The sequence below is a fragment of the Schaalia hyovaginalis genome, assembly GCF_014208035.1.
GTDB classification, from domain to species: Bacteria; Actinomycetota; Actinomycetes; order Actinomycetales; family Actinomycetaceae; genus Pauljensenia; species Pauljensenia hyovaginalis.
The window spans coordinates 1,288,742-1,305,100 of the sequence record NZ_JACHMK010000001.1; the positions used below are offsets into that span (position 1 = coordinate 1,288,742).

Genomic DNA, 16,359 nt, shown 5'->3' on the forward strand with positions numbered 1-16,359 from the left:
GAGGGGGTGAACACGTGGGAGAGAATCGACCGGACGGGCTTCTACCCGGGTCTTGTGTCAGCCGCGTTGCGACGCGCCCTGGGGGCGGCTGAGCCGGTCGCCTCGATCTGCCAGGCGGATGCGGCCTTCGATCGCGGATCGATGTTCCGCCACCTCACGCTCGCGGCGCTCGGCGAGTCCGTCCTCGTCTTCATCCACGTGGACGAGCTCGAGGACGGGTCGGCGGCCGTCTCGACGACCACCCACCCCCTGGCTCAGCTCGGCTCGCTCGCCGTGATGGAGGTCTGGTCGGATCCCGCCGAGCGCGCCCAGCTCGCCGAGCTGACCCTCACCCTCGATCTGGGCGCCATGCGCCGCTCGGAGATCGAGCCCGCCCGCTGCGAGGACCCCGACTGCATGGCCGATCACGGCTATTCGGCGACCTCGTTCCCCGATGACCTCACGATCCGGGTCTCGAGGGCCGCCGACGGCGAAGCGGAGCTCGAGGCCGCCTACGCCTTCGCCGAGGCCCTCTCGCAGCGCCTGGGGAACGCGCATGATTGAGGCTCCCGGGTGGGCGGACCTTCCGGGCGCCCAGGATCTGCGCCTCACGGACGTCTTCTCTGCAGCCCTCGCCGCGGTCGAGGGGATGCCCCTCGGGGATGAGCGGGCGCGGATCGGATTGGGGATCGAGGCCGGGGCCGAGCAGGTGCTCCTCATCCTCGTCGACGGCCTGGGCTACCACCCGCTCGTCGACTCCCTCGCCTACGCTCCGACGCTGCGCTCCTTCCGTGAGGACATCCGCGCGATCCACACCGTCGCGCCCTCGACGACAGCGGCGGCGATCACGTCTTTCGGAACCGGGGCGCTTCCTGCGGCGACGCGCATGGTCGGCTACTCGGTGGCGCATGAGGGCCGCGCCATGAACCTCCTCGCCTTCGAGGGCGGGCCGCGGCCGGAGCAGTGGCAGGAGGTGCCGACGCGCTTCGAGCTCCTGGCGGCCCGGGGAGTTGATTCGGTCGTCATCTCACCCGCGTCCTTCGCGGGGTCGGGACTCACCCGAGCGGCGCTGCGCGGTGCGCGGCACAGGGGCGCCTTCTCCTGGGACGACCGCTGCGAGGCGGCGATCCGCGAACTGCGCTCGGGCACCCCCGTCGTCTACCTCTACTGGTCGGAGATCGACCATGCGGGGCACGGCCGCGGCGTGGCCTCCGATGCCTGGACCGCGGCGCTCGAGCATTTTGATGAGGGCCTCGGGCGGCTCCTCATGCGCCTGCCCTCCGGCGTGCGCACCGTCATGACGGCGGATCACGGAATGGTCGATGTGCGCTCTTCGCGATTGCGCGACCTCGCGCGCGAGAGCGCGCTCGCCGAGGACGTCGTCCTCCTCGCGGGGGAGACTCGTGCGCTGCACGTCCACGCGAGGCCCGGGCGCGCGGAGGCGGTGCGCGAACGGTGGCGGGACGTCCTGGGGGACGACGCCTGGGTACTGGCGCCCGATGAGGCCGGCGACCTCCTCGGCGAAGGGCCCGGTCTCGATGAGATCGGTGATGCGTTCGTGTTCATGGCCGGACGCGAGGGCGTCGTCGACTCGCGGGTGCAGCCCTCCGCGATGATCTCCATGCCGGGGGTGCACGGCTCGCTCACCCCGGAGGAGATGAGGATCCCCGTCATCCGGCTGAGCTGAGGCCCGCGCTCTGAGGCGAAGCCTGCGGTCCGAGCCGAGGCCGCCGGGGAGCCCTACTGGGGTCTGGCGCCGAAGACGATCTCGTCCCAGCTCGGCACCGAGCGCCGCCGGGACTTCGCCTTCTTCGGCTCCGCCGGCGCCTGGCCGAGGTCCTCCAGGCCCGGAAGGGAGACGTCCTCGTCGAGCGCCGCGTCCTCTTGGGCATCGACCGGGGCCGAGGGGCGCTTGGCGGATGATGCGGGACGGGGGCCGGCGCTCGCCTTGGGGATGCCCGTGGGCGAAGTCGAGGGGACTTCCCGGCGGTCTTCGCCCTCGTCCTTCGTGCGGGCCTGCGCCAAGGAGTAGATGCGGGCCGAGATCGAGCCCGCGGCGCCCGGGTCCGCCGAGGCCGCGCCTTCGGGGGCCGAGGGGCCGACGCCTTCCATCTCGGCGAGCTCGTCCTCGTCGAGTTCGTACTCGATGTCCTGCCGCTTGCCCCGCGCGGCGTTGAGCTGGTCGATGATCGCCTCGCGCGCCCTGACCTCCTCGAGGTCGGCCACGTCCGCCTCGGCCTTGCCCGGGACGGGCAGAGGCGTGAAGATCGAGGCCGCGGGGGTGACCGAGACCGTTTCGGTCAACCACTGGGCCTCTTGATCGACGGCCTCCAGAACACCGGAGGAGGGGAGGAGCCAGTGGGCCCCGTGCTCGGCGGCCCCCTGGATGAAGGTGAGACAGATCTGCCACGGGCCGTTGGCCTCGCGCTGGGCGGACCAGACGAGCGTGGAGGGATCGACTCCGCGGGCCGCCAGACGATCCACCACGAGGTCGCCCATCGCGGGCCCATCGGTGACTGAGCCGATCGTCGTGGACAGGGCGCGCTGGAGCGCGTAATTCTTCTCGGCGGCGACGGGCGCCTCGTAGCGCGCGATCGCGGCGACCTCCATGCCGTGCCGGGCGGCGATGTCCTCGGGGGTGGCGCCCGCGCGGAGAAGGGCCTGGATGTCGCGGGGACGCAGGGCCTGGCGAGCCGGATCGGGCGCGGCCTCGATCCTCGGGCGGTCGCGACGGGCGGCGGCGCGCAGCTCATCGGTGATGGGCGCGACGTATCGCTCGCCCTCGGAATCGAAGAAGACGAGGGACTCCCCGTCGGCGCCGATCCCGAGCAGCTCCAACTCGATCATGAAGACCTCCTCGCAGTACTCCGAGCGAATCGTCTCAGCCCCGCCCCTGTGCGCGGGGCACGTCGTGGGGCGTGTCCGATAATCGGACGCGCCGAGGGGGTGAAAGTCTGACATGCGACCTCGTGGAATGGTATCCTCCCTGCGCCGAAGGAGGGTGACTGGGCCATCGCCCCGGTGCCCGCAAACGCCGGAAGGGGACGACCATGGCGACCGATTACGATGCGCCTCGCAAGAACGATGACGACATCGCCGAGGACTCGATCGAGGAGCTGAAGTCGCGTCGCAACGACGCGGGTTCGCCCGAGATCGAAGAGGACGAGACCGAAGCCGCCGAGAATTTCGAGCTGCCCGGTGCGGACCTGTCCAAGGAGGAGCTGAGCGTCCACGTCGTCCCGAAGCAGGATGATGAATTCACCTGCTCGCTCTGCTTCCTCGTGCATCACGCGTCCCAGCTCGCCTTCACCGACGACGCCGGCCTGCCCGTCTGCACCGAGTGCGCGGGCTGAGGCCGCTTCGATGTTCGGACGCAAATCGCGCGACCGTGCGCGCGCTGAAGCGGTAGAGGCCGTCGCCCCCCTCGCTCCGGCGCGCCTGGATGAGGACGCCGAGATCTGGAACGAACCGGGCCCGCGGAGCGCCGAGGAGGTCGACACCTCGGTCGGCTACGTCGATATGGGCTCGATCCGCATTCCCGCCGTCAAGGGGATGCAGTTGAGGACTCAGGTTGCCGATGACGGCGCCTCGGTCCTGCGCGTCCTCATCGTCCTCGGCGATTCGGGGCTTCAGATCTCCGCGGCCGCGGCGCCCCGATCGGGCGGGGTCTGGGACGAGGTGCGCGCCAAGATCGCCGAGGGCATCGGCGCCGACGGAGGGGCGGTCGAGGCGGTCGAGGGGCGCTACGGCGTCGAGTTGCGCGCCGACATCCCGGTGACGATGCCGGACGGTCGCGCGGCCTCCTCGCCCATGCGGATCATCGGCCGGGAGGGCCCGCGCTGGTTCTCGAGGATCGACATCCTGGGGCCGGCCGCGCTCAATGACGAGGCCGGACGCGAGATCGAGAGGATCATCGACCGGATCGTCATCGTGCGCGACGATCAGCCCAGGGCCCGGCTCGATCTGCTCCCCATCCACGTGCCCGACGCGGCGGTGGAGGCCCCTCATGTCTGAGCGCCCCGACGGTCGTCTCGGCGCGCTGAGGAACCGCATCGTCGAGCACCTCGAGGAGGACAGCCGGCAGGCCGATGAAGCCGCCGATGAGGTGCGTTCGCGCTCGCGCCGGGGAACGACGCCGATCTGCGAGGTGCGCAATCGTCAGAAGGTGACGCTCTACGGCTCCCTCCTGTCGATGACCTTCCCTCCGGCGGGGGCCGAACAGGTCCTCATCGCCACCCTCTACGACGGCACGGGCTCGATCGAACTCCGGTGGCCGGGCCGTCGCTCGATCCCGGGGCTTTCCGTGGGAGAGCACATCGAGGTCGAGGGCACCGCCGGCATTCAGGGGGATCACCTCACGATCATCAATCCGCTCTACCGGATCATCACGACGGAGGGCTCATGAGGGGGGAGCGCCGGTCGGCGCCCGCGGTGCCGATGTGGGCCAGGAGCCTCGACGAGGACGACTTCTCCTTCCGCTCCGCCGTCGGCGGCCCCCGCGGCGTCGTCGAATCGATCCTCCCGGGCCTCATCTTCGTCATCCTGTACGTCATCACGAGCAACGTGATCGTGTCCTCGCTGGTCGCCGGGGGATCGGCCCTGATCGCCGTCGTCGCGGCGCTCATCGGGCGCACCGGTGTCCAGCAGGCCCTGACCGGCTTGCTCGGCGTCGCGATCGGCGTCGCGTGGGCGCTCATCACGGGACGGGGCGAGAACTTCTACGCCTGGGGCCTGCTGACTTCGGCTCTGTTCCTCCTCGGCATCCTCGCTTCGCTCGCGCTGAGGGCGCCCCTCGTGGCGGTCGTCCTCGGGCTCTTCCGCGGATACGGGTCCGACTGGCGCGAGGACCCGGCCCGGCGTCCGCTCGTACGGCGCTGCCGGAGCCTCACCTGGATGTGGGCGGGCATGTTTGCGCTGAGACTGGCGGTCCAGGTGCCGCTGTGGGCGATGGGCGCGGTCGCAGAACTGGGGATCGCCAAGCTCGTCCTGGGCGTTCCGCTGTTCGCCCTCGTGTGCTGGGCGACGTGGATCGGCCTGCGCCCCTTCCACGACGATGAGCCGAGGGAGCCCGCTCGGAGCTGACCGCCCCTGCGCCTGAGCGCTCTCAGTCCTGAGGCGCTTGCCCGGTTTCCTCCTCGGCCCGCGAGGGCGCGGCGACGATGCCGGTCAGGGCGGCGAGGGCGGAGCCCTCGGTGTCGGAGACGAGGAGGAGCAGCTCGTCCCCGGCTTCGAAGAGATCATCCGGGGAGGGGGTGATCGGCCTGCCATCGCGGAGGATCGCGGTGAGCACGGTCCTCGGCGGGAAGTCGACCTCGACGATGCGCTTGCCCAGCACCTGCGAGGCCTGCGGCAGGACGATCGCGTACATCGACACGTCGGCCGAATTGAAGGAGAAGAGCCGCACGGGGATCCCCGTCGACACGGCTTCTTCGACCAGCGCCGTCATGATCCTGGGCGTGGATACGGAGACATCGACGCCCCATGAGCCGTCGAAGAGCCACTCGTTCTTCGGGTTGTTGAGGCGCGCGACGACTTTGGGAACGGCGAACTCCGTCTTGGCGAGCAGCGAGATCACCAGGTTCGCCTTGTCGTCCCCGGTCGCGGCGACCATGACATCGGCGTCGGCGACTCCGGCGTCGGCGAGGGCATCGGGGGAGCAGGCGTCGGCGAGCACCCAGTCGGCGTCCGCGACGGACGCGACCCTGAGCTTGTCGGGCTGGTTGTCGATGAGCGTGCACTCGTGGCCGTGGTCGAGGAGTTCGAGTGCGACGGAGCGGCCGACCGAGCCGGCGCCCGCGATGACGATCTTCATGTCAGTCCTCGATTCTCGGGTCGGAGGTGAGGAGGGACCTCAGCTTCGTCGATTCCTTGCCGGCGATGGCGAAGTAGAGCTGGTCGTGCTCTTGGACGACGAGGTCGGAGCGCGCGGGCGTGACGACGCCGAGCCGTGAGACGAAGGCGATGCGCTCGCCGGTGAGCTCCTCCACGACGGGGAAGGGGAGCCCGTACCAGGAGACTTCGGGCGTGGCCGTCACCAGGGACACTTCGCCGGTCGGATGGGTCCACGTCACCGCGGCGTCGGGTGGGAGCATGCGTCGCATGACCGAATCGACGGTGCGCTTGACCGAGGCGACCGTGGGGATCCCGAGGCGCTCGTAGACGTGGGCCCGGGAGGGGTCGTAGATCCTCGCCACCACGTGCTCGATCTGGTAGACCTCCTGGGCGATGCGCGCGGCGATGATGTTCGAGTTGTCGCCGCTCGAAACCGCTGCGAAGGCGTAGGCGTCCTTGATGCCGGCCTGGCGCAGGGCGCCGCGGTCCACGCCGACCCCGGTGACCCTCCTGCCGGAGAAATCCGCGGGAAGACGATTGAAGGCCTTCGGGTCCATGTCGATGACCGCGACCGAATGTCCGTCGGCGTCGAGCCGAGTTGCGATGAGCGAGCCGACTCGGCCGCACCCCATGATGACGAAATGCACGAGGCTAACGGTAGCCCTCAAGCGCGACGGACTCCAACGCCCGGGGCGCGCAGAGGCGGGCGCGCCCCGGGAATGCGGGACCCGGCCGCGACTGGGCTAGTCTTGCTGCGTGCTTTCACACGTTCTGGCTCGAGGCAAGCGCATCCTCATCGGCCGGCCCATGAGGTCGGATGCCGCAGGGCATCAGCTGCTGCCCAAGCGGATCGCGCTGCCGATCTTCGCCTCGGACGCGCTCTCCTCCGTCGCCTACGCCCCCGACGAGATCCTCCTCACCCTGGCGCTTGCAGGCGGCATGGCCGCCTTGCAGTCGATCTGGGTCGGAGTGGTGGTCGCCTGCGTCCTCGCGGTCGTCGTCCTGTCCTACCGGCAGACGGTGTACGCCTACCCCTCGGGCGGGGGCGATTACGAGGTCGTCACGACGAACCTCGGGCGCACGTGGGGGCTCGTCGTCGCCGCCGCGCTCCTCGTCGACTACATCCTCACGGTCGCGGTCTCGATCTCCTCGGGGGCGGCCTATCTCACGACTGCGGTTCCCTTCCTCGCGGGCAATGAGGTCCTCATCGCCGTGGGGCTCGTCGTGATCCTCGCCATGCTGAACCTTAGGGGGACGAAGGAGGCGGGCGGCGCATTCGCCGTGCCGACCTACGTCTACATGTTCGCGATCGCGCTCATGATCGTCGTGGGCGCGGTGGAGTTCTTCACCGGCACCCTGGGCACGGCCCCGACCGCCCGCTACGAGTTGCTCCCGGCTCACGGCTACACCGACGGTCTCGTGGGACTGGGAGGGGCCTTCCTCCTCATGCGCGCCTTCTCCTCCGGATGCGCGGCCCTGACCGGGGTGGAGGCCATTTCCAACGGCGTTCCCATGTTCAGACGCCCCAAGTCGAAGAACGCAGCGGCGACCCTCGCCCTTCTCGGCGGAATCGCCGCGACGATGATGCTCTCGATCCTCCTGCTTTCGCGGGCCAGCGGCGTGAAGATCGTGGAGGACCCTGCGACTCAGCTCCTGCTCGACGGCGCGCCCGTCGGCGAGGACGTGACCGTCCAGCCCGCGATCGGGCAGATCGCCTCGGCCGTCTTCGGCTCCGGCTCGCCGCTCTTCCTCCTCGTAACGACGGTGACGGGCCTCATCCTCGTCCTCGCGGCGAACACCGCGTTCAACGGCTTCCCGACCCTCGCCTCGGTGCTCTCCAAGGATTCGTTCCTGCCGCGCCAGCTGTACAAGCGCGGCGACCGTCTCGCCTACTCCAACGGGATCGTCGTCCTCTCCCTGGCGGCGATCATCCTCATCATCGCCTTCAGGGCGGAGACGACCAGGCTGATCCAGCTGTACGTGCTCGGCGTCTTCGTCTCCTTCACACTGTCCCAATTGGGGATGGTGAGGCACTGGAACCGCGCTCTGCGCTCCCGTCAGTCCGGGATCGAGAGGGGAGCGGTCCTGCGTTCGCGGGCCGTGAACATCATCGGATTCATGATGACCGGGGTGGTCCTCCTCATCGTCCTCATCACGAAGTTCGCCCACGGGGCCTGGATCACCCTCATCATGATCGGCGTCGTCTTCCTCATCCAGTTGGGGATCAGCCACCACTACCGGACGATCCGCTCCCAGCTCCGCGTCGACGACTGGTCGGCGAAGCGCGCCCTGCCGACCAGGGTCCGCGCCCTCGTCCTCGTCTCGGGCCTGTCGAAGCCGTCCATGCGCGCCGTCGCCGCGGCTCGCGCATCCCATCCCTCCGCCTTGGAACTGGTGAGCGTGGTGGCCGACGCTCAGGAGGAGGCGAAGATCCGCAAGGAGTGGGAGGAATCCGGGCTGCCGATTCCGCTCACTCTCCTGTCGAGCCCCTATCGCGATCTCAACCAGGTCGTGCTCCAGTACGTGCGCGGCCGGAGGAGGCGTTCACCGGGGGAGATGCTCATCATCTACATGCCCCAGTTCATCGTGCGGCACTGGTGGGAGAACATCATGCACAATCAGACGGCGGGCAGGCTGCGCCGCGCCCTCGTGAATGTGCCGGGTGTCGTCATCACGACGGTGCCGTGGAAACTCGGCGAGGACGCCGAGGTGGAGGGCCGCCAGCTCATCAACGATCCGTTCAAGCGGACGGATAATCGCGTTGGCGCTTACGACTTCAAGAAGGACGAAGGATGAAGAAGCCCCGGTACGCGAAGAGGATGAGCGCGATCGACGAGGAGGTCCTCGAACTCGTCGTCGGGGAGCCCGCGCACGGCGGGGCCTGCGTCGCCCGCGACGGCGGCGGCCGCGTCGTCTTTGTCCGTCATGCGCTTCCCGGCGAGAGGGTCCGGGCGCGGGTCACTTCTGCGCGTTCGCGCCTGGCGTGGGCTGATGCCGTCGAGGTCCTCGAGGCCTCGGCCGACCGTCAGGAGTCGGTGTGGCCGCAGGCGGGTCCCGGGGGCGTCGGCGGCGGCGAACTCGCCCACGTCGTCCCGGCGGCGCAACGGGCGTGGAAGCAGACGGTGATCGAAGGGCAGCTGCGCAGGGTCGGCGGTCCCGCGCTCTTCGATGCGATCGCGGCGCTCGGCGGCGTGCGGGTGCGGCCCGCGCCGGGGGATGAGGAAGGATCCCTGCTTCATCGCCGCGCCCGGATCGAAGCGGTCGTCGATCGGCAGGGCCGTCCTGGGATGCACCGCTACCGGGCCGATGAGATCGTTCCGCTCGACTCGATGCCGCTCGCGGCCGAGGCGATCGAGGAGCTCGGCTTCTGGGGGGAGGCGACCTCCTGGTCGGACCTTCTCAGACCGGGTGATCGGGTGCGCATGGTCGCGCCCGGCGGCCAGTCCCCGCTCGTCGTCACGCCGCGCGCCTCGTTCAACGCCCTCGGCGAGGAGGTCGAGATCGCGAGGCTGCAGTGGACGGTCGATGTGATGGGCTCCGAATACGTCTACGGGGTGCGCCCGACCGGGTTCTGGCAGACGCACGTCCGCGGCGCATCGGTGCTCGCGAACGCGGTCATGCGGGCGGCCCGGCCCTGCGACGGTGAGCGCGTCATCGAGCTGTACGCGGGAGCGGGCCTGTTCTCGGTGCCCATCGCCGAGGCGGTCGGCGCTCGGGGGCGTCTGGTGACCCTCGAGGGCGACGAGGGCGCAGTGGCCGATGCCGGGGAGAATCTTGCGGCTTACGGCTGGGTCGACGCCTACGTCGGCGAAGTCGACGCCTCCGGCGTTTTTGAGCTGTCCGGTGAGCTGGAAGGGTCGGCGGATCTCGTGGTCCTGGATCCGCCGAGGTCCGGGGCCGGGCGCGAGGTCTGCGCATCGCTCGCCCGTCTCGGTGCGGAGCGGATCGTCCTCGTGTCCTGCGATCCCGCGGCCGGGGCCCGGGACCTGCGCGAGCTGATGGACGCCGGCTACGAGGTGCGCTCCTTCGAGGCGTGGGACCTCTTCCCGCACACGCATCACGTCGAGACCGTCGCGGGCCTCGTCAGGGCGCGTTGAACTCCGTCGAGGGGGAGTCCTTGTCCACTGCGAATCACCCGTGGAGGATCCGGCGGGCGCGGGCCGGTGATGCGCGGGCCGTGGCGCGGATCTACGCGCCCTACGTCGAGCGCACGGCGATCACCTTCGATGAGTCCGCGCCCGCCGAAGAGGACTTCGCGCGGAAGATCGCGTCCACGGGGCGGGTCCATCCCTTCCTCGTCGCCGAGGACGACTCGGGGGAGGTCGTCGGCTACGCCTACGCATCGGCCTTCAAGGAGCGCGCCGCCTACGCGCATTCGGTCGAGGTGAGCGTCTACTGCGACATGGCGTCCAGGGGGCGGGGGCTCGGTTCCGCCCTGTACGCGGCCCTGGAGGGGGTCTTGAGGATTCAGGGCGTCTACAACGCGAACGCCTGCATCACCGCCCCGGCCGGGCCCGATGATCGTGTCGATGACGCTTCGCTGCGCTTTCACAGCAGTCGGGGGTACCGCATGGTCGGCACGTTCCACTCGTGCGGCTACAAGTTCAACCGCTGGTACGACGTCGCGTGGATGGAGAAGATGCTCGGCGAGCATCCGGGGGTTCCCGCGCCCTTCCGCCCGATGTCCTCATTGGGGGCGGATGAGGTGGATGAGGCGATCTCGCATTCGCGTTAGCGGGCGGCGGGGCGTCATTCGCGTCCATTCGCACTTGCCGAGGGCGTCCGAGGCAGTAATCTTGATGTCGAGATAAATCTGAGGCGAGGCCTCGCATCCCCACAGGAGGGCACATGACGAGCATCGACACCTTCGGCGCGCGCGCCGAACTCGCAGTGGGCGAGCGCACGTACACCTACTACCGACTCGACGCCCTCAGCGGCCTCGACGCCCTTCCCTACTCGCTCAAGGTCCTCGCCGAGAACCTCTTGCGCACCGAGGACGGGGCGAACATCACGCGCGCGCACATCGAGGCGCTGGCGAACTGGGATCCGGCCTCCGAACCGGACACCGAGATCCAGTTCACCCCCGCCCGCGTCATCATGCAGGACTTCACCGGGGTCCCCTGCATCGTCGACCTCGCGACCATGCGCGAGGCCGTCGCCGAGCTCGGCGGCGACCCCTCGCTCATCAACCCCTTGGCGCCGGCGGAGATGGTCATCGACCACTCCGTCCAGATCGATGTCGCGGGCAGCGCCGACGCCTTCGGGGCGAACATCGCGCGCGAGTACGAGCGCAACGGCGAGCGCTACCAGTTCCTCCGCTGGGGCCAGGGCGCCTTCGACAATTTCAAGGTCGTGCCGCCCTCGACCGGCATCGTCCACCAGGTGAACATCGAGCATCTGGCCCGGACCGTCTTCACGAGGACCGAGGCCGACGGATCGGTCACCGCCTACCCCGACACCTGCGTCGGCACGGACTCGCACACCACGATGGTGAACGGCCTCGGCGTCCTCGGTTGGGGAGTGGGCGGCATCGAGGCCGAGGCCGCGATGCTCGGACAGCCCGTGTCCATGCTCATCCCCCGGGTCGTCGGCTTCAAGCTCACCGGGGCGATCCCCGCGGGCGCGACCGCGACCGATGTGGTCCTCACCATCACGCAGATGCTCCGCGCCCACGGCGTCGTCGGCAAGTTCGTCGAATTCTACGGCGAGGGCGTCGGCGCGGTCCCTCTGGCCAACCGCGCGACGATCGGCAACATGTCGCCCGAGTTCGGCTCGACGGCGGCCATCTTCCCGATCGATGCCGTCACCCTCGACTACCTGCGCCTGACCGGGCGCTCCGAGGAACGGATCGCTCTGGTCGAGGCCTATGCCAAGGCTCAGGGCCTCTGGCACGACGCCTCGCGCGAGGCCGTCTACTCCGAGTACCTCGAACTCGACCTGTCGACCGTCGTCCCCTCGATCGCGGGCCCCAAGCGCCCGCAGGACCGGATCGAGCTCGCGAACTCCAAGTCCTCCTTCAAGGAGACGATCGGCGCCTACGCGCCCGGCGGCGAGCGCGAGGACGTGCCCGTGACCCTCGCGAGCGGCACGGCGACCCGCCTCAACCACGGCGATGTCGCGATCGCCTCGATCACCTCGTGCACGAACACCTCCAACCCCTCGGTGATGATGGCCGCGGGACTCCTCGCGCGCAACGCCGTCGCCCGCGGGCTCACCTCGAAGCCCTGGGTGAAGACCTCCATGGCTCCCGGATCGAAAGTCGTGACCGACTACTACGAGAAGGCCGGCCTGTGGGACGACCTCAACGCCCTGGGCTTCAACCTCGTCGGCTACGGCTGCGCGACCTGCATCGGCAACTCCGGTCCGCTTCCGGCCGAGATCTCCGCAGCGGTCAATGAGAACGACCTCGCCGTCGTCTCGGTCCTGTCGGGCAACCGCAACTTCGAGGGGCGCATCAACCCCGATGTCAAGATGAACTACCTCGCCTCGCCGCCGCTCGTCATCGCTTACGCGATCGCCGGCACCATGGACTTCGATTTCGAGAAGGAGCCCCTGGGGATCGACCCCGCGGACGGGTCCGAGGTCTACCTGCGCGACATCTGGCCGACGCCCGAAGACGTCCAGTCGACCATCGACGCCTCCATCGACCGTTCGATGTTCGAGAACGACTACGCGGACGTCTTCGCCGGGGATGAGCGCTGGCGCTCCCTGGCGACCCCCGAGGGCGACACCTTCGCCTGGGACGCCGATTCGACCTACGTGCGCAAGCCCCCGTACTTCGAGGGGATGGGGCTCGAGGCGTCGCCGGTCGAGGACATCCGCGGTGCGAGGGTCCTGCTCAAGCTCGGCGATTCGGTGACGACCGATCACATCTCCCCGGCGGGCGCTTTCAAGCCGGAAACCCCGGCGGGGCGCTACCTGCTGGCGCACGGGGTCGAACGCAAGGATTTCAACTCCTACGGTTCGCGCCGCGGCAACCACGAGGTGATGATCCGCGGCACCTTCGCCAACATCCGCATCCGCAACGAGATGCTCCCCGGGGTCGAGGGCGGTTTCACGAAGAACTTCACCCGCGAGGGCGCTCCCGTCTCCACGGTCTACGACGCTTCCGTCGACTACCTCGCGGCGGGCGTCCCGCTCGTGGTGCTCGGCGGCAAGGAGTACGGCTCGGGGTCCTCGCGGGACTGGGCCGCGAAGGGCACCTCGCTGCTGGGCGTCAAGGCCGTCATCGCCGAGTCCTTCGAGCGCATCCACCGTTCGAACCTGATCGGCATGGGCGTCCTGCCGCTCCAGTTCCCCGAGGGCGAGACCCGTGATTCGCTCGGCCTGACGGGCGACGAGGTCTTCGACATCGAGGGCATCGCGCGGCTGAACGAGGGCGAAACCCCGAAGACGCTGAGGGTGACGGCGACGCGCGAGGACGGGACCGGCGTCGTCTTCGAGGCGCTCGTGCGGATCGACACCCCCGGAGAGGCCGACTACTACCGCAACGGCGGCATCCTCCAGTACGTCTTGAGGGATCTCGCCGCGCGGGCCTGAGGAGGGCTGATTCCGGAAAAGGGCCGGGGCTGCACGATCGTGCAGCCCCGGCCCATCCGTATGAAGCCCCGAGGCGAATCAGCCCTCCGCCGAATCGGCCTGCTGAGCCGCGAAGCTCGCGGCGCCGACGATGCCGGCCGTGTTGAAGAGCTTCGCGGGCACCATCGGGGTCTTGAGGTCGAGGAGCGGCATGAACTTCTCGTGGTTCTTCGACACGCCGCCGCCGACGACGAAGAGGTCGGGGGAGAAGAGCATCTCGACGTGGCTGTAGTAGCGCTGGAGGCGCTTCGCCCATTTCTTCCACGAGAGGTCCTGAAGGGTCTTCTGACCCGAGGAGGCCCGCTTCTCCGCATCGTAGCCGTCGATCTCGAGGTGACCGAGCTCCGTGTTGGGAACGAGGACCCCGTTCATGATGACGGCCGAACCGATGCCCGTGCCCTGGGTCGTGAGGATGACGAGCCCGTCGACGCCCTTGGCGGCGCCGTAGGCGACCTCGGCGATGCCTGCGGCGTCGGCGTCGTTGAGGGGGACGACTCTGCGCCCGAGATGGCGCTCCATGAGCTCATTGACGTTGATCCCCGCCCAGGACGGGTCGAGGTTCGCGATGAAGGGGACGACGCCGTGGATGACGGGGGCCGGGAAGGCGATGCCGACGGGGGTCTCAGGGCCGACTTCGAGCCGCTCGAGGAGCTGACGGCACACCTCGGCGACCGCGTCGGGGGTCGCGGGCTTGGGAGTTTCGATTCGGATCCTCTCGCCGACGAATTCTCCGGTCTCGAGGTCGACCAGCGCCGACTTCACTCCCGATCCGCCGATATCGATCCCGCATGCCACCTGTGCCATGAGCCCTCCAGGGAAGTTGTGCCTGTGCGTCGAAATGGTAGCGCAGTTCATGCCAGGGTCAGGATCTCCGCTCCCTCTTCGGTCACGACGATCGTGTGCTCGAACTGCGCGGTGCGCGAACGATCAGCGGTGACGACCGTCCACTCGTCATCCCACTGCTCCCAGTCGATCCCGCCGAGGGTGAGCATCGGCTCGATGGTGAAGACCATTCCCGGCTCCATGACGGTCGAATAGGCGGGAGCCGCGTCGTAGTGGGGGATGATGAGGCCCGAGTGGAAGGCCTCGCCGACCCCGTGCCCCGTGTAGTCGCGGACGACGCCGTATTCGAAGCGCTTGGCGTAGCGCTCGATGACGCGTCCGATGACGTTGATCTCGCGGCCCGGGCCGACGGCCTTGATCCCGCGCATCATCGCCTCCTTCGTCCGTTCGATGAGCAGGCGGGACTCCTCGTCGATGTCGCCGACTCCGAACATTGCGCAGGTATCGCCGTGCACGCCGTCGACGTAGGCGGTGATGTCGACGTTGACGATGTCGCCGTCCTCGAGCGGCCGGTCGTCGGGGATGCCGTGGCAGATGACCTCGTTGATCGAGGTGCACAGGGACTTCGGGAATCCCATGTAGCCCAGGCACGAGGGGTATGCGCCGCTGTCGATGAGGAACTCGTGTCCGATGCGGTCGAGCTCATCGGTCGTGACACCGGGAGCGACCGCGGCTCCCACGACTTCGAGCGCCTGGGCGGCGATCCTTCCGGCCCTGCGGATCCTCTCAACGGTCTCGGCGTTTTTGACATCGGAGGCCGTCACCACTTCGGGCCCCGAGTGGAACATGTACTCGGGGCGATCGATGTGCTCGGGTACGGTGCGCATCGGTGAAATGCGGCCGGGGCGAAGATCGCCCAGGGGGGCGCGGGCGGCGAGATCAGCGGCATGTGTCATGCGCCCAAGACTAGTCCGCTCCTTTTCATCCTTCCTGGCTACGAGGGCGCGAGGGATGGACGCGCCTGAGGCGGATTGCGGGAGGGGACTATCATGGCGGGGCGCGAACCGCGCGAATTCGACACCTGACGGAGGAAGCAGGATATGGCCCAGGACGCCCCTGACCTCAATCCCCTTGATGCGGGAGCCGTGGACGAGCTCGTCGCCCGAGCCCTGGCGGATATCGATGCCGCCGAGGATCTCGAGGCCCTCAAGACCGTGAAGCTGTCGGTCTTGGGGGAGAAGGCGCCGCTGGTGATGGCCAATAGGACCATCGGATCCCTGGAGCCGAAGGACCGCGGAACGGCGGGGAAGAACCTCGGCGCCGCCCGCTCGCGCCTGTCGACCGCGCTCGCCGCCCGCGAGGAGGTCCTCGAGGCCGAGCACGAGGCCCGAGTCCTCGTCGAGGAGGCGGTGGACGTCACCGCCCGGGGCGCGCGATCCGTCGTCGGGGCCCGTCATCCGATCAACACGCTCATCGAGGAGATCGAGGACTTCTTCACCTCGATGGGCTGGGGGATCGTCGAAGGCCCCGAGATCGAGCATGAATGGTTCAACTTCGATTCCCTGAACTTCGACATCGACCACCCGGCCCGTCAGATGCAGGACACCCTGTACGTCGACGGCCGCTCGGTGGGCGCGCGGGATGCGCAGGAGGCGCGACTCGTCATGAGGACGCACACCTCCCCGGTCCAGGCCAGGGCCCTCCTCGAGCGCGGCGTCCCGCTCTACGTCGCCTGCCCGGGCAAGGTCTTCCGCGCCGACGCCCTCGACGCCACGCATACGCCCGTCTTCCACCAGGTCGAGGGCCTCGCGGTGGACAAGGGGCTGACGATGGCGGACCTCAAGGGCGTCCTCGACCATTTCGCGCGGGCGATGTTCGGACCCGGGGCGAGGGCGCGGCTGCGCCCCTCCTTCTTCCCCTTCACCGAGCCGAGCGCCGAACTCGACATCTGGTTCCCCCAGAAGAAGGGCGGCGCCGGCTGGATCGAGGTGGGCGGCTGCGGCATGGTGAACCCCAATGTCCTGCGCGCAACGGGAATCGACCCGGAGGTCTACTCGGGATTCGCCTTCGGCATGGGCATCGAGCGCACGCTCATGCTGCGCCACGGGATCGCGGACATGCACGACATCGTCGAGGGCGATGTGCGCTTCTCCCAGCAGTTCGGACTCAACGGAAGGGGACACTGAC

At 68.9% G+C, this 16,359-nt stretch carries 16 protein-coding genes; 11 read left to right on the forward strand and 5 right to left on the reverse strand.

Features of this window, described 5'->3' with window-relative positions; genetic code table 11:
* Positions 1-6 precede the first annotated feature (6 nt).
* Positions 7-543, forward strand: coding sequence for a DUF5998 family protein (locus HD592_RS05530; protein ID WP_184452439.1), 537 nt, complete (start codon positions 7-9; stop codon positions 541-543).
* Positions 536-1,666 (forward strand): alkaline phosphatase family protein, encoded by a 1,131-nt coding sequence (locus HD592_RS05535; RefSeq protein ID WP_184452440.1) that lies wholly within the window; start codon positions 536-538, stop codon positions 1,664-1,666. Before HD592_RS05530 ends, HD592_RS05535 begins: the two co-directional genes overlap by 8 nt.
* 53 nt (positions 1,667-1,719) lie before the next feature.
* Here HD592_RS05535 and sepH read toward each other — a convergent pair whose 3' ends face one another.
* Complete coding sequence (gene sepH, locus HD592_RS05540; RefSeq protein ID WP_184452441.1) at positions 1,720-2,826, reverse strand: septation protein SepH; 1,107 nt, start codon at positions 2,824-2,826, stop codon at positions 1,720-1,722.
* A 203-nt stretch (positions 2,827-3,029) separates the two neighbouring features.
* Between sepH and HD592_RS05545 the strand changes: the two genes are divergently transcribed.
* From HD592_RS05545 to HD592_RS05560, 4 genes are read left to right on the forward strand one after another with little or no spacing between them, the layout of a single operon-like run.
* Positions 3,030-3,332 (forward strand): DUF4193 domain-containing protein, encoded by a 303-nt coding sequence (locus tag HD592_RS05545; protein WP_154478503.1) that lies wholly within the window; start codon positions 3,030-3,032, stop codon positions 3,330-3,332.
* 10 nt (positions 3,333-3,342) lie between these two features.
* Positions 3,343-3,993 (forward strand): DUF3710 domain-containing protein, encoded by a 651-nt coding sequence (locus HD592_RS05550; RefSeq protein WP_184452442.1) that lies wholly within the window; start codon positions 3,343-3,345, stop codon positions 3,991-3,993.
* Positions 3,986-4,384 carry an OB-fold nucleic acid binding domain-containing protein gene (locus tag HD592_RS05555; protein WP_184452443.1) on the forward strand — a complete coding sequence of 133 codons (399 nt, stop codon included), beginning with the start codon at positions 3,986-3,988 and terminating at the stop codon, positions 4,382-4,384. Before HD592_RS05550 ends, HD592_RS05555 begins: the two co-directional genes overlap by 8 nt.
* Entirely contained in the window at positions 4,381-5,061 is a 681-nt protein-coding gene (locus HD592_RS05560; protein ID WP_184452444.1) for a DUF3159 domain-containing protein, read from the forward strand. Before HD592_RS05555 ends, HD592_RS05560 begins: the two co-directional genes overlap by 4 nt.
* Before the next feature lie 22 nt (positions 5,062-5,083).
* On the opposite strand, the gene HD592_RS05565 is transcribed toward HD592_RS05560, so the two are convergent.
* On the reverse strand, positions 5,084-5,791 hold the full coding sequence (locus HD592_RS05565) for a potassium channel family protein (RefSeq protein WP_184452445.1): 708 nt from the start codon (positions 5,789-5,791) through the stop codon (positions 5,084-5,086).
* 1 nt (position 5,792) lies between these two features.
* Complete coding sequence (locus HD592_RS05570; protein ID WP_184454474.1) at positions 5,793-6,443, reverse strand: potassium channel family protein; 651 nt, start codon at positions 6,441-6,443, stop codon at positions 5,793-5,795.
* 175 nt (positions 6,444-6,618) lie between these two features.
* On the opposite strand from HD592_RS05570, the gene HD592_RS05575 reads away from it, so the two are divergent.
* From HD592_RS05575 to acnA, 4 genes are all read left to right on the forward strand, one after another.
* On the forward strand, positions 6,619-8,607 hold the full coding sequence (locus tag HD592_RS05575) for an APC family permease (RefSeq protein ID WP_184454476.1): 1,989 nt from the start codon (positions 6,619-6,621) through the stop codon (positions 8,605-8,607).
* Complete coding sequence (locus HD592_RS05580) at positions 8,604-9,908, forward strand: class I SAM-dependent RNA methyltransferase (RefSeq protein WP_184452446.1); 1,305 nt, start codon at positions 8,604-8,606, stop codon at positions 9,906-9,908. The genes HD592_RS05575 and HD592_RS05580 overlap by 4 nt, the downstream gene beginning before the upstream one ends.
* A 20-nt stretch (positions 9,909-9,928) precedes the next feature.
* Positions 9,929-10,546 (forward strand): GNAT family N-acetyltransferase, encoded by a 618-nt coding sequence (locus tag HD592_RS05585; RefSeq protein ID WP_221437826.1) that lies wholly within the window; start codon positions 9,929-9,931, stop codon positions 10,544-10,546.
* Positions 10,547-10,659: 113 nt separating this feature from the next.
* Positions 10,660-13,350 (forward strand): aconitate hydratase AcnA, encoded by a 2,691-nt coding sequence (gene acnA, locus HD592_RS05590; protein ID WP_184452447.1) that lies wholly within the window; start codon positions 10,660-10,662, stop codon positions 13,348-13,350.
* Between the two features lie 78 nt (positions 13,351-13,428).
* Here acnA and ppgK read toward each other — a convergent pair whose 3' ends face one another.
* Together ppgK and map are read right to left on the reverse strand one after the other, a co-directional pair.
* Positions 13,429-14,193 carry a polyphosphate--glucose phosphotransferase gene (gene ppgK / locus HD592_RS05595; protein WP_184452448.1) on the reverse strand — a complete coding sequence of 255 codons (765 nt, stop codon included), beginning with the start codon at positions 14,191-14,193 and terminating at the stop codon, positions 13,429-13,431.
* A 47-nt stretch (positions 14,194-14,240) separates the two neighbouring features.
* The gene (gene map / locus HD592_RS05600) at positions 14,241-15,128 is read right to left on the reverse strand and encodes a type I methionyl aminopeptidase (RefSeq protein ID WP_184452449.1); all 888 of its coding nucleotides are present in this window, start codon (positions 15,126-15,128) and stop codon (positions 14,241-14,243) included.
* A gap of 144 nt (positions 15,129-15,272) precedes the next feature.
* Between map and pheS the strand changes: the two genes are divergently transcribed.
* Positions 15,273-16,358, forward strand: a complete 1,086-nt coding sequence (gene pheS, locus HD592_RS05605) for a phenylalanine--tRNA ligase subunit alpha (protein ID WP_184452450.1) — start codon at positions 15,273-15,275, stop codon at positions 16,356-16,358.
* Position 16,359: the final 1 nt, after the last annotated feature.